Raw genomic sequence first — 12948 nt, 5'->3', positions numbered from 1 at the left:
TGCAGCGACGCCCGCCACGCCCCGCGCGTTGGCGGGCGTCTTCACGTCACCTGGCTGTAATTTTTCTGTCACACAGCTGCATTAAATTAGGCGCCCGACCGGCCATCAAGCCAGGAAACGACTCGCGCCATAGCGGCGTAGCAGTTCAGTTTTAACGGCCTGAGCGGCCAGGACCTTCGCATGAACGATATCGAGACCATGAGCGCGAATTCCGATGTGCAACGGCTGGACTTCAACACCCCTGCGTTGCAACGCAAGCGGCGCGTACGCGCGCTGAAAGACAACCTGGCGCGTTGGTATGTCTCCATAGGCGGGCTCGCCGTGCTCGGCGCGATCTGCCTGATCTTTTTCTATCTTGCTCAAGTTGTTACGCCCATGTTCCAGGGCGCCGAGTTGGACGCACGCGATGCCCAGCAGCCGGCTTGGTTGGCCGATGCCGGCAAGCCGCTGCTGCTGGCCATGGAAGAGCAGAACCAGGTCGCGTTGCGCCTCGGTGACGACGGCGTGGTGCGCTTTTTCAGTGTGAGAACCGGCGAATCCCTGCGCACGGTCGAACTACCGCTGCCGGCCGACAGCCACATCGTATCGGTGGGGGAGGACACGCCCGGCAACCGTCGGATGGTGCTGGGCCTGAGCAACGGCCAGGTGCTGGTGGCCGAACACAATTACAAAGTCAGCTATCCGGAAGGCAAGAAAACCATCACGCCGCAGCTGGACTACCCCTTCGGTAAAGAGCCGCTGAACCTGGACCCGCAAGGACGTCCCATCGAGCACGCAGCCATCAGTCTCAACGGCTCGACCCTGATGGTCGCCGGCGCAACAGACGGCGCGCTGCATGCGTTGAAAATAGCCTCCAGCGAAAACTTGATGACCGGCGAAATCAGCCTGGAAGAGGAGCGGATGGCGCTTCCTCAGCTGTCGGAGCCGATCAAAGCCCTGCGCATCGACCCACGCCATATGTGGTTGTTCGCGGTGAGTGGCCGTTCCAGCGTCGACGTATTCGACCTGCGTCGCAAGCAGCTCAACGGTCGCTACAAGCTGCTCGCGGGCAAAGGCGAAATCACCACCGTGGCTTCATTGCTCGGTGGCATCTCGCTGATGGTCGGCGATTCGGTCGGTGGCGTTGGCCAGTGGTTCATGGTTCGGGGTAACGATGGTCAAGCCGAGCTGAAGAATGTGCGCAACTTTCAGCTGGACGGCCAGCCGATCACCCAGATTCTTCCCGAAGAGCGTCGCAAGGGCTTTCTTGCGCTCGATAGCGCCGGCACCTTGGGCATCTTCCACAGCACTGCCCATCGTACCCTGCTGACCGAACAGGTCACTGACGGCGCCGCTGTCGCCGCCATGTCCCCCCGTGCGACCCGCCTGTTGGTGGAGTCAGGTGATCAGCTGCAGCGTTTTGTCATCGACAATCCGCATCCGGAGATCTCTTGGAGCGCGCTGTGGGGCAAGGTCTGGTACGAAAGCTACCCCGAGCCTGATTACGTCTGGCAGTCGACTTCTGCGACTGGTGACTTCGAGCCCAAGTTGAGCCTTTCGCCACTGGCGTTCGGTACCCTCAAGGCGGCCTTTTACGCGATGTTGTTGGCAGCCCCGCTGGCTATCTGCGCCGCGTTTTACACCGCCTACTTCATGGCGCCCACGCTGCGCCGCAAGGTCAAGCCGGTTATCGAGCTGATGGAAGCCTTGCCAACGGTGATCCTCGGCTTCTTTGCTGGCCTGTTCCTGGCGCCCTATCTGGAAAACCACTTACCCGGCATTTTCAGTCTCTTGTTGCTGATGCCCGTCGGCATCCTGCTGGCCAGCTGGATTTGGAGCCGGATGCCCGAAGGCTTGCGCCTGAGCGTTCCGGATGGCTGGGAAGCGGTACTGCTGATCCCGGTGATCCTGTTCGTGGGCTGGGGCTCGCTGGCGGTCAGTGGTTACCTGGAGAACTGGTTCTTCGGCGGCGACATGCGCCTGTGGCTGTCCAACGAGATGGGCATTCCCTTCGATCAGCGCAACGCTCTGGTGATCGGGCTGGCCATGGGCTTCGCGGTGATCCCGACGATCTACTCGATCGCCGAGGACGCCGTATTCAGCGTGCCGCGCAGCCTGACGCTGGGCTCACTGGCGCTCGGTGCAACCCCTTGGCAGACATTGATCCGCGTGGTGCTGCTCACCGCCAGTCCAGGCATTTTCTCTGCGCTGATGATCGGCATGGGCCGCGCCGTGGGCGAGACCATGATCGTGCTGATGGCCACCGGCAACACGCCCATCATGGAAGCGAACATCTTCGAAGGCATGCGCACGCTGGCGGCCAACGTGGCGGTGGAAATGCCCGAGTCGGAAGTGGGCAGTACCCACTACCGCGTACTGTTCCTCGCGGCGATGGTGCTGCTGATGTTCACGTTCGTGATGAACACCCTGGCCGAGGTGATCCGCCAGCGCCTGCGTCGTAAATACGCCAGCCTGTAACACGAACCACGCCTTCGGGCACCGACGCAGCCCGCTGCGGCTACGACAAGATTTCGAAAAGGTATCGATCCGTGAAAAAGGATTCGCTGAAAACCTGGATCAAGAGCGGCACCCCTTGGGTCTGGATTAATGCCGGTGCTGTTTCCATCGCCGTGATCATGACCCTTGGCCTGCTGGCGGTAATCGCCGTGCGGGGCCTTGAGCACTTCTGGCCAGCTGACGTCGTCGTCAGCGACTACCAGATCCCCGGTGCCGAGCCACGCGTAATGGCCGGTGAAATCGTGCAGGCCGAAGAGGTGCCACGGGCGCGCCTGGCGGCCAGTGGCCTCCCGGTAGATGTCGAGGGCGGCGAGTTCATGACGCGCGAACTGCTCAAGGTCGGCAACCGCGAGGTTTATGGCGCGGACTTCTCCTGGGTCGTCGGCGAGTGGCTGAGCAATCCGCGTAAGCCGGCCGATCTGGTGGCGCTGGAGCGCCGCGAGTGGGGCAACTTCTATGGCGAGTTGTTGAACGTCAAAGAAAGCGGTCAGCTGGTAGCCGAAGGCGACGCAGCATGGCCAGAACTGCAAAAGCGCATTGATCGCATCGACGAGCTGCATGCTGATATCGCCAGGCTGGAGAAGGTCGACATCGGTCGCATCAACCATGGCCTCGAACGCCTGCGTCTGAAGACCCGCAAGCTGGAGCTGGACGATCAGCTCGATGCGGCCGCCCAGGCCGAGCTCGATGCCGAGCGTGCGCGGTGGGATGCCGAATACAAGGCGCTCGAGACCGAGCTGGTCTCGCTCTACACAGGTTTCAATCGCGACAGCATCACCATGCGCACCATGGACGGTCAGGAAAAGGAGATCAGCCTGGGCAAGATCGTCCGCGCCTATCGTCCCAACGCCATGTCGACGCTGGACAAGCTGGGCTTCTATGCCGCCAAGGTATGGGAATTCGTCAGCGACGAGCCGCGCGAAGCCAATACCGAAGGCGGCATCTTCCCGGCGATCTTCGGCACCGTGCTGATGACCATCATCATGGCGGTGATCGTGACGCCGTTCGGCGTGATCGCCGCGGTTTACCTGCGCGAATATGCCAAGCAGGGCGTGCTGACCCGCATCATCCGCATCGCGGTGAACAACCTCGCCGGTGTGCCCTCGATCGTCTACGGCGTGTTCGGTCTGGGCTTCTTCGTCTATGTCCTGGGTGGCTCGCTCGACCGCATCTTCTACCCCGAAGCGGCGCCGGCGCCGGTGTTCGGTACGCCGGGTCTGATGTGGGCGTCGTTGACATTGGCGATCCTGACCCTGCCGGTGGTGATCGTCGCGACCGAGGAAGGTCTGGCGCGTATTCCGCGAATTCTTCGCGAAGGCTCGCTGGCGCTCGGCGCGACCAAGTCGGAGACATTGTGGAAAGTGGTGCTGCCGATGGCCAGCCCGGCGATGATGACCGGCCTGATTCTCGCCGTGGCCCGTGCGGCCGGTGAAGTGGCGCCGCTGATGCTGGTCGGTGTGGTCAAGCTCGCACCGAGCCTGCCGCTCAATGGTAACTACCCCTACCTGCATCTCGACCAGAAGATCATGCACCTGGGCTTCCATATCTACGACGTCGGCTTCCAGAGCCCCAACGTCGAGGCGGCGCGGCCGCTGGTCTACGCCACCGCATTGCTGCTGGTGCTGGTGATTGCGGTCCTGAACCTCACTGCAGTCGTCATTCGTAACCATCTGCGCGAAAAATACAAAGCGCTCGACCATTAACAGCAGCTGAAAGCCAGAAGCTGGGAGCTAGAAGCAGCACGCTTCGACTTCCAGCTTTCAGCTTCCAGCTTCCAGCTCTCCCGGAGTGAGCCTTATGCAAACCCGAACTACCCATTCCATCGATATCTCTGCGCTGGGTCGCGACAAGCGCGCACTGGACCTGGCCAACGAAGCGATGGCCATCGAAGTGCCCGACCTGAGCCTGTATTACGGCGAGAAGCAGGCGCTGTACAACGTCAGCATGAGCATTCCGCGCCAGCGGGTGACGGCCTTCATCGGCCCGTCCGGTTGCGGCAAGTCGACGCTGCTGCGCTGCTTCAACCGCATGAACGACCTGGTCGACGGCTGCCGCATCGAAGGGGCGATCAACCTCGACGGCACCAACATCTACCGTAAGGGCGAGGACGTCGCCGACCTGCGCCGCCGCGTCGGCATGGTGTTCCAGAAGCCCAACCCGTTCCCCAAGAGCATCTACGAAAACGTCGTCTACGGCCTGCGCATCCAGGGCATCAAGCAGAAGCGCGTGCTCGACGAAACCGTCGAATGGGCACTCAAGGGCGCGGCATTGTGGGATGAGGTCAAGGATCGCCTGCACGAGTCGGCGCTCGGTCTTTCCGGTGGTCAGCAACAGCGTCTGGTCATTGCCCGCACCATCGCCGTACAACCCGAAGTGCTGCTGCTCGACGAACCGAGTTCGGCTCTTGACCCGATCTCCTCGTTGAAGGTCGAAGAGCTGATCTACGAACTGAAGGCCAAGTACACCATCGTCATCGTCACCCACAACATGCAGCAGGCCGCGCGGGTGTCCGACTACACCGCGTTCATGTACATGGGCAAGCTGATCGAATATGGCGACACCGATACCCTGTTCACCAATCCGGCCAAGAAGCAGACAGAAGATTACATCACCGGCCGCTACGGTTGAGGCCTGGCTATGTCAGAGCGCGCCAAGCGGCGTCGGCGGAACTTGCCGTACAAAAACGTACTGTCTGCGTTCCGCCTCCTTGCCTGACACGCTCTGCCAAAGCCCAGACGGATTCAGGTGAATCAATTTACACCGGTGCGCTGCGCACCAGCGCCGCCTAGCGGCAGCCTCCTCGGAGCGAAAACATGATCAGCAAAGACAGCCACACCCAACACATTTCCCAACAGTTCAACGCCGAGTTGGAGGAGGTGCGCAGTCGCCTTCTGGCCATGGGCGGGTTGGTCGAAAAGCAGGTCAACGATGCGGTTACCGCGCTGATCGAAGCCGATTCCGGGCTGGCGCAGCAGGTGCGCGAGGTCGATGACCAGATCAATCAGATGGAGCGCAACATCGACGAGGAATGCATCCGCATCCTCGCCCGTCGCCAGCCGGCGGCATCCGATCTGCGGCTGATCATCAGCATCTCCAAGTCAGTGATCGATCTGGAGCGCATCGGCGACGAGGCGACCAAGATCGCCCGGCGGGCGATCGAACTCTGCGAAGACGGCGAGTCGCCGCGTGGCTACGTCGAGGTCCGCCATATTGGCGATCAGGTGCGTCGAATGGTGCAGGAAGCGCTCGATGCCTTTGCCCGCTTCGACGCCGAGCTGGCTCTGTCGGTGGCGCAGTACGACAAGACTGTCGATCGCGAATACAAGACCGCACTACGTGAGCTGGTCACCTACATGATGGAAGACCCGCGCTCGATCTCGCGCGTGCTCAGCGTGATCTGGGTGCTGCGCTCGCTGGAGCGGATCGGCGACCATGCGCGCAACATCGCTGAAATGGTGATCTATCTGGTGCGTGGCACTGACGTCCGCCACCTGGGCCTGACGCGCATGGCAGAAGAAGTCGCCAAGCGCGACTGAGTTGCCGAGGGTTGGCTAATCGGCGGGCCAGTGCGATAAGAGGGCGGACGAGCGGTCAGCGCGACGCCAAGGCCTCGCTGAGATAATCGATCAGCGCTCGCTGCTTCGGCGGCAGGCGCTGGTTCGGTCGCCACAGCAACCAGGCGGCGCCTTGATACGATCCGGTGTAACGCCATTGCGGCAACACTTCGCGCAGGTGGCCCTCGGCCAGGGCTTGCGCGGCGGTGAACTGTGGCAAGACGGTGACACCGAGACCAGCCTGCGCTGCTTCGAGCCGCGCTTCACTGTGGTTGCTGATGTAGCGACCACGCACCGTCACCACTTCCTCCTGCGCACCATCGCTGAAATGCCAGCGGTTATCGCCAGCGTGCTCGCCCAGATACAGGCAGCTATGTCTCAGCAGCTCCTGCGGATGCTGGGGCGTGCCGTGCATTGTCAGGTATGTCGGGCTGGCGCAAAGCAGCTGCCGGACCGGACCGAGCGGCTTGCCGGCGAGCCCTTCCGGCGGACGGTCGGTCACCTTTACCAGCAGGTCGAAGCCATCGTCGATCAGGTCCGGGCTCTGGTCGCTGATCTGCAGCTGTACGTCGACGTCGACGTAGCGGCGTAGAAACCCCGGCATCAGCGGGCTGATGACGAACTTGCCGTAGGCCTTGGGCACGCTCAGGCGCACCAGCCCGCGTGGGCTGCTCATCAGCCGCTCACCGATGGCCAGGGCCTGGTCGGCAGCATCCAGCATCGTTCGGCAATGTGCATAGAATTCGCGGCCCGCCTCGTTCAGCCGAAGCTGCCGGGTGGTGCGCTCCAGCAGTCGCAACGACAGCTGTTGCTCCAGCCGTGCTATCTGACGGCTCACCGCCGACGCGGTACTGCCGAGCTGTCGCGCCGCCGCCGAGAAACTTCCCGCTTCGACCACACGCACGAACACCGCCATACCTGGGAGCAGCGCGGTCTTGTCATTTGTTCTCATGCTGAACAAGTCCTTTGCCGAATCGCTGGATTATCGTCCTCGGCGTATCAATGGACAATCGGCCCGTTCAGATAAAACGGTGATCACATGCAGAACGGGCGCGGCGTGGTACAACGCAACCTCTGGCTGGCCGATGCCATGCTGTTGCTGGTGGCGGTCATCTGGGGTAGCAGCTACACGGTGGCCAAGCAGGCACTGTGGTTCTATCCCGTGCTGGGGTTTCTGGCGATTCGCTTTGGCCTGACGTTCTTCCTGCTGTTGCCGCAGCTGCGCGGCGGGGGGCGACGGGCGATTCGTCCGGGATTGCCGCTGGGGCTGGTGATGCTGGGAATCTTTCTCTGCGAAACCTGGGGCGTGATGCTCACCAGCGCCAGCAACGCTGCCTTTCTCATCAGCCTGTGCGTGGTGTTCACGCCTTTCGTGGAGTGGGCGATGCTGCGCCAGCGCCCGAGCAATCTGTTGTTCGTCGCCTGCGCGCTGTCGCTAACCGGCGTCTGGTTGCTGACCGGAGGCATGGCGATATCGCTCAATATGGGTGATGGGCTGATGCTTGCAGCCGCGGTGTTGCGCGCCGTACTCGTGTGCCTGACGCGACGCCTGACCGCCGGTCTTGAGGTTCCGCCCTTGGCGTTGACGGCGGTGCAAAGCGGTGTGGTGGCGTCAGGTTGCTTGGTGCTGGGCTTCTCGCTGCCAGATGGCTTACCGGCCTTGCCGCAAAGCCCGGCATTCTGGGCGGCGGCCTTGTATCTGGTGGGCTTCGCCACGCTGTTCGCACTCTATGTGCAAAACCTGGCGCTGGGTCGGACCAGCGCGACGCGGGTATCGCTGCTGATGGGATCCGAGCCGCTGTTCGGCGCGATTATCGCCGGTCTCTGGCTCGGTGAGCGGCTGGGGCTGCAGGGCTGGATCGGAGGATTGCTGATAATCGCGGCGACGTTTTGTGCCTTGCGGTCATCTCTTAGGCCCAAACCGCGCGTGTCAGACGCGGCCGTTGTGGCGAGTGCCTAGCTTCGTTGAAGACTGGTCACCAGTTCCGCCAGTTGCTGCTGCCGTTCGGCCTGCTCCAGGCGGGCGCCAGGATTGAGCGAGGACCATTGCGGATGCGCGCGGCAACGGTGCAGCGCTTCAGGTAGCTTGCCTTCGCGCCACGCCTTATCGTCCGGCGCATCGACGCGGATCGCGTCCATCGCGGCGTGCCCGCGCGCGGCGAGTGCGATCAGCAGCCGTCGCTGGCGCAGGGCGAGCAGGCGCAGCACGGCGTCATCGACGGTCAGCTCGCGCTGGCCTCTGAGCTTGCCCAGCAGGCGATTGCCATAGTGGCGAGCGGTCTGCGCGCCGCCACCGGCAATGGCACCGAGTAATGCCGCTGCGCCCAGAGTGATGCCGCCGACCATCAGGTCGACACCGGCACCTGCGGCCGCCCCGGCCGCCATACCCCCACCGATTTTTACACCGAGTTCTTTGAGCGTCTCCGGATTGAACAGATCGTCGCCCCAGCGACCATCGAGCAGCGGCAGATCGGCGGCCGCTGCATCCTGCGGACGGAAGCCATACAACCGCAACATGGTTTCGACGCAACGCTGCTCGCGGGCGCGCACGGCATCGTGCAGCTCACGAATGGCGCCGCGTTCGAGTTCCGGTTGAGCGGCGACACTGCGCCGGCAAGCAGCGACATCCACCAGCAAGTCGGCGATCAATCGGTTGCCCTCGCTCAGTCGTGCGGCGGCCTGGGCTTCATGGTCGTCGATCAGGCGCTGTAACTTCGGGCGCGACTGCTCCAGCAGCAGCGCCAGGCTTTCGTACAAGCGACGCTCGCCGTCGATCGGCGGCGCCACGCTGTCGAAGCGCACCAATGCATGCAGACCCAGCCGTGCCAGGGCTTCGCGCCACTGTTCTTCACGGTGACCGGGCTGGGCGACGAAGTTGAGTACCGGCAGCAGCGGTTTGCCACAGCCGGCCAGCACCGCCAGCTCGTCCTTGTACTTGGCCAATACCGGCTCGCGGGCATCGATGACGTAGAGGCCGGCATCGCTGGCCAATAGCTGGCGTAGCACCTTGGCTTCCTGTTCGAAACGCTGGCGTGCCTCGCTGCCGTCGAGAAAACGGGCCGTGCGCGCCGGACCATCGAGGCGCTCGCCGGGTCGTTCGATGCGTTCGAGATGGTCGAGCAGGGCGATGGCGTCTTCGAGGCCCGGCGTGTCGTAGAGCTCCAGCAGCGGTTCGCCATCCACCGAGAGCCGTGCGCCTTCGACATGGCGGGTGGTGCTGGGCCGATGCGAGACCTCACCAAAGCTGACATCACGTGTGAGGGTGCGCAGCAGCGAAGTCTTGCCGACATTGGTGTGGCCGACCAGCGCGAGCTTCAGGGGCGCGCTCATGACTGCAATTCCGTCTTGGTGTTTACGAAGCTATGGACGCACTGGCTGGCGTCCGCCGGAATCGAGCCGAGCTCATCAATCATGGCCAGTCTCCAACCAGGTCATGGGGGCGCTGCCCGAATGAGGCAACCCAAGGCTCTCCAGCGCCTGGTGCCAATCCTGCAGCCGATAACTGTCCAGCGCTTCGCCAGCGGGCGCCTGCAACAGCCAGATGCGACTTTGTGCGGCACAACGGCTCAGCTCGCCGATCAGTGCCAAGGTGCCGCGATCGGGCGAGCGGCGCGGATCGCAGGCGATGGCTAGACGTTGTGGTGGGAAGCGGGTCAACTGTTCCAGCAGGCGACGGCGCTGCTCGCGGTCGTCCAGCACGCCGGCGTTAGCCACCGACCTTGGCAGCTTCGGTGGCCAGGGGTGGCTCGGCTCCAGCTCGATGGCTACCAGCACGGCACCTTCGCTACCATCCAGGTGCTCGCCGGCGTGTGGCGTATGCAGCTGGGCCGGAGCGGCATCGTTGACACCGAGGCGTTCGCTGGGTGGCTGCAGACGTTCGCGTAACAGGCGGTAGGCTGGCAATTGCAGGTCCAGGCGCAGCTGCGCACGACCCCGCCGCCAGCGCCACAGACAAAGCAGCGTCAGCAGCAGACGCGGCAGCAGGCCGTAGACCAACACCACGCCGACCAGCCAGCCGGCCCAGCTTTGCCGGGCGGTTTCGGCGCTGCCGGCCAAGGCACCGCTGGCTCGGATCTGCTCGACATCCGGCACACTGAAGCCCAGCAGCGCGGGCAGCGCGCCGAGCGCCTGGGTCAGGCTGATGAAGGTACTTTCGCCGAGAATGGTGGTTTCCCAGACGAAGCCATAACGTCGCGTCGCCAGCAGCGCCAATAGGGTCAGCAGCGCGCTGAACATCGCCAGCAGCCACAAACCGTGTACACCAAGCCCCAGCAGCCAACGGCCGAGGCGGTGTTGTTCCAGCACCGCCAGCAGGGCCGGCGCCAGCTGAACCGCTCGGGCATCACGGGCGAGCTTTTCACTGAGCCAGAGCCACAGGCGGCCCAGTGCACCGCCGGCATCGCCGGCGAAGAAGAATCCCAGCAACCAACCCAGCAACGTCAGTAGATTCAGCCCGAGCAGACTGCCCAACGCCCAGAACACATTGACCGGCCGCACGCCATCACCCAGCGCCGCCAGTCCCAACCCGGCCCCGGTGAACAGGGCCAGGAGGACCAGCGCAAAGCCGGCCAGCCGTGCGCCTTGGCGCCAGTGCTGCAAGGCGTCGATCAATCCGTCACGGCGCGCCAGCCACAGCGCGCGGAACTCAACCAGCTTAGCTAGCTCGCCGCCCTGCGCGCGGGCCTGGCGATTGGCTTCGGCATCATCCAACGGGCCGGCGTGCTCTTCACGCAGGCGTACGGCTTCGGTCAGCCAGAGGCGGTCGAGGGGATTCGGCGGCGACAGTGGAGGTTGGGGCACGCGGCTTCTCGTAGAGGGATTCGGTCCTGAGGATAACCGTTGCCGGTCAGAAGGGTGAAATGGCCGACCCGCTGGCACGACGTGCCGATTCTGCTAGCATCCGCCGCCGATCATCCGATCGCTCTGCGGTTCGCCGCGCCATCTGCCAGGGACAGGCCGATTCGCCAAGCCATGCTTGATCGCCGCCTTGTGCACCTTCAAAAGGAATTTGCTATGAAAGACGTCTTCTTCTTCGACTCCATGCTGACGCCGAAGATCATTATCTTCATCTACTGGCTGGGCTTGATCAGTGTGGTTATCGGTGCGATCGGCACCATGTTCAGCGGATACGGCGGGGGTTTCTGGTCCGGCCTCGGGATTCTGCTGTTCGGCCTGATCGGCACGCGGATCTGGTGCGAGCTGCTGATCGTGCTGTTCAAGATCAACGAGAACCTGCAGAAGATCGCCAATCGTCAGTGATTGGCCTCAGGCGGCATCCGTGCCGCCTGTTTTCAGCGCCAGCCGTTCGGCGTGGCGCCTTGCGTTAACAGCAGCTGATCGAAGAACGACAGATTTCAGGCTCTAGCCGAGGGGATTTTCCTGCGCGCCGTCGTTCGCTGGACGCTTGATGCGCTCCTGCCAATAACGGCGAATGGCGAAAAACAGCGAGAACGCGGTGAGCATGATGAAAATCCAAGTGATCGGCCCGCGAACGAAGATCATCGGATCGCCACGGCCGATCAGCAGCGTGCGCCGCAGGTTGTCCTCGAACATCGGCCCGAGGATGAAGCCGAGCAGAAAGGGCGCGGTGGCGAAGCCGGTGCGATTGAACACATAGCCGACCACCCCGAAGAACAGCATCAGGCCGATATCGAACACGCTGTTGTTCACCGCGAAGGAGCCATAGACGCAGAACATCAGCACGATCGGCAGCAGAATCGCCTTGGGAATGTCCGCCACCAGCGAGAAGTACTTGATCACGCCGTGGCCGACGCAGAGCAACACCGCGGAGCTCAGCATGATTCCGCAGAACAGCGCATAGATCAGGGTGAGGTTTTCCTGGAACAGCACCGGCCCGGGCGTTAGACCATGGATCATGAAGGCACCGAGAATGATCGCGGTGATAACGTCGCCGGGAATACCGAGCGACAGCAGCGGGATCAGCGTCGCGCCGGCCACGCCGTTGTTGCCTGACTCGGCTGCCGCCACACCTTCCAGCTCGCCCTTGCCGAAATTGGCGGCGTTCGGCGAGCGCCGTTTGGCTTCGCTGTAGGAGATGAAGGTGGCCGCGGTGGCGCCGGTACCGGGAATCGCCCCGATGATCACGCCAATGACCGAGCCGCGCACGATGGTCTTGAGGCTGGCCTTCAGCTCCTTGAGTGTCAGGCCGGCGCCGCTGGTAGCGGCGCGAATGTGCGGCTCCGCCTTTTTCAGATAAAAGCTGATCACCTCCGGTACGGCGAACAATCCGATCAGCAGCGGCACGAAGGACACCCGATCCATCAGGTTGTAGCTATCGAAGGTCAGTCGTTGGCTGCCGTAGACCACGTCCATGCCGATGGAGGAGACGATCACTCCGAGACTGGCCGCGATCAGGCCTTTTATCGCGGATTCGCCAGCGATGGAAATAATCACCGTGAGCGAGAAGCAAATCAGCCAGAAGAACTCCGGCGGGCCGAAGTTCAGCGCGATCTTGGCGAGGTAGGAGGCGAACAGGATCAGCGCCAGGTTCGATAGCACGTCGGCGATGCACGACGAATAAAGCGCCATCTGCAGCGCCTTCTTGGCTTTGCCTTGCTGGGTCAGTGGATAGCCATCGAGCAGCGTGCAGGCTGCTGCGGGCGAGCCGGGTGTGTGGATCAGGATCGCGGTGATCGAGCCGCCGTACATGCCGCCCTTGTAGATGCCGACCAGCAGCAGGATTGCCGTCACCGGTTCGAGGCTGAAGGTGAACGGCAGCGCCAGGGCGACCGCCATGGTCGCGGTGAGGCCGGGAATGGCACCAACCACCACGCCGATCAATACGCCGATACCGATCGCGACGAAGTTGTCGACGCTCAGGAACAGGTTCAGGACTTCGGAAAAACCTTCCATTCGGCCACTCGCGGATAAGGACGGA

At 63.0% G+C, this 12948-nt stretch carries 10 protein-coding genes; 6 read left to right on the top strand and 4 right to left on the bottom strand.

Going from position 1 to position 12948, the window contains the following annotated elements:
* Positions 1-180 precede the first annotated feature (180 nt).
* From MCB86_RS13870 to phoU, 4 genes are all read left to right on the top strand, one after another.
* On the top strand, positions 181-2457 hold the full coding sequence (locus MCB86_RS13870) for an ABC transporter permease subunit (protein ID WP_045164058.1): 2277 nt from the start codon (positions 181-183) through the stop codon (positions 2455-2457).
* Between the two features lie 71 nt (positions 2458-2528).
* On the top strand, positions 2529-4199 hold the full coding sequence (pstA, locus tag MCB86_RS13865) for a phosphate ABC transporter permease PstA (RefSeq protein WP_045164057.1): 1671 nt from the start codon (positions 2529-2531) through the stop codon (positions 4197-4199).
* Between the two features lie 94 nt (positions 4200-4293).
* The gene (gene pstB, locus MCB86_RS13860) at positions 4294-5124 is read left to right on the top strand and encodes a phosphate ABC transporter ATP-binding protein PstB (protein ID WP_045164056.1); all 831 of its coding nucleotides are present in this window, start codon (positions 4294-4296) and stop codon (positions 5122-5124) included.
* Between the two features lie 185 nt (positions 5125-5309).
* Positions 5310-6032 (top strand): phosphate signaling complex protein PhoU, encoded by a 723-nt coding sequence (phoU, locus tag MCB86_RS13855; protein ID WP_025243469.1) that lies wholly within the window; start codon positions 5310-5312, stop codon positions 6030-6032.
* A 55-nt stretch (positions 6033-6087) separates the two neighbouring features.
* Here phoU and MCB86_RS13850 read toward each other — a convergent pair whose 3' ends face one another.
* Complete coding sequence (locus MCB86_RS13850; RefSeq protein ID WP_045164055.1) at positions 6088-7002, bottom strand: LysR family transcriptional regulator; 915 nt, start codon at positions 7000-7002, stop codon at positions 6088-6090.
* Between the two features lie 87 nt (positions 7003-7089).
* Here MCB86_RS13850 and MCB86_RS13845 point away from each other — a divergent pair, with 87 nt between their 5' ends.
* The gene (locus tag MCB86_RS13845; protein WP_239611263.1) at positions 7090-8010 is read left to right on the top strand and encodes a DMT family transporter; all 921 of its coding nucleotides are present in this window, start codon (positions 7090-7092) and stop codon (positions 8008-8010) included.
* Here the strand turns inward: MCB86_RS13845 and MCB86_RS13840 are convergent.
* The gene (locus MCB86_RS13840; RefSeq protein ID WP_045164053.1) at positions 8007-9380 is read right to left on the bottom strand and encodes a GTPase/DUF3482 domain-containing protein; all 1374 of its coding nucleotides are present in this window, start codon (positions 9378-9380) and stop codon (positions 8007-8009) included. The genes MCB86_RS13845 and MCB86_RS13840 overlap by 4 nt on opposite strands.
* A gap of 75 nt (positions 9381-9455) precedes the next feature.
* Positions 9456-10850, bottom strand: a complete 1395-nt coding sequence (locus MCB86_RS13835; RefSeq protein ID WP_045164052.1) for a DUF2868 domain-containing protein — start codon at positions 10848-10850, stop codon at positions 9456-9458.
* 213 nt (positions 10851-11063) lie between these two features.
* Here MCB86_RS13835 and MCB86_RS13830 point away from each other — a divergent pair, with 213 nt between their 5' ends.
* A complete protein-coding gene (locus tag MCB86_RS13830; protein ID WP_045164376.1) occupies positions 11064-11309 on the top strand; it encodes a DUF4282 domain-containing protein in 246 nt (81 codons plus the stop codon).
* Between the two features lie 102 nt (positions 11310-11411).
* Here MCB86_RS13830 and MCB86_RS13825 read toward each other — a convergent pair whose 3' ends face one another.
* Positions 11412-12923 carry a tripartite tricarboxylate transporter permease gene (locus MCB86_RS13825; protein WP_045164051.1) on the bottom strand — a complete coding sequence of 504 codons (1512 nt, stop codon included), beginning with the start codon at positions 12921-12923 and terminating at the stop codon, positions 11412-11414.
* Positions 12924-12948 lie beyond the last annotated feature (25 nt).

The organism is Pseudomonas sp. KSR10, from assembly GCF_022355455.1.
GTDB lineage: Bacteria > Pseudomonadota > Gammaproteobacteria > Pseudomonadales > Pseudomonadaceae > Stutzerimonas > Stutzerimonas stutzeri_E.
Note: the sequence above shows the minus strand (reverse complement) of the source record. Positions and strands in the feature narration are given on the sequence as shown.

Bases quoted from the DNA above. Each gene is read 5' to 3' on its own strand.
- MCB86_RS13870 (WP_045164058.1), top strand. From the start codon at position 181: ATGAACGATATCGAGACCATGAGCGCGAATTCCGATGTGCAACGGCTG.
- pstB (WP_045164056.1), top strand. From the start codon at position 4,294: ATGCAAACCCGAACTACCCATTCCATCGATATCTCTGCGCTGGGTCGC.
- phoU (WP_025243469.1), top strand. From the start codon at position 5,310: ATGATCAGCAAAGACAGCCACACCCAACACATTTCCCAACAGTTCAAC.
- MCB86_RS13850 (WP_045164055.1), bottom strand. From the start codon at position 7,002: ATGAGAACAAATGACAAGACCGCGCTGCTCCCAGGTATGGCGGTGTTC.
- MCB86_RS13845 (WP_239611263.1), top strand. From the start codon at position 7,090: ATGCAGAACGGGCGCGGCGTGGTACAACGCAACCTCTGGCTGGCCGAT.
- MCB86_RS13840 (WP_045164053.1), bottom strand. From the start codon at position 9,380: ATGAGCGCGCCCCTGAAGCTCGCGCTGGTCGGCCACACCAATGTCGGC.
- MCB86_RS13830 (WP_045164376.1), top strand. From the start codon at position 11,064: ATGAAAGACGTCTTCTTCTTCGACTCCATGCTGACGCCGAAGATCATT.
- MCB86_RS13825 (WP_045164051.1), bottom strand. From the start codon at position 12,923: ATGGAAGGTTTTTCCGAAGTCCTGAACCTGTTCCTGAGCGTCGACAAC.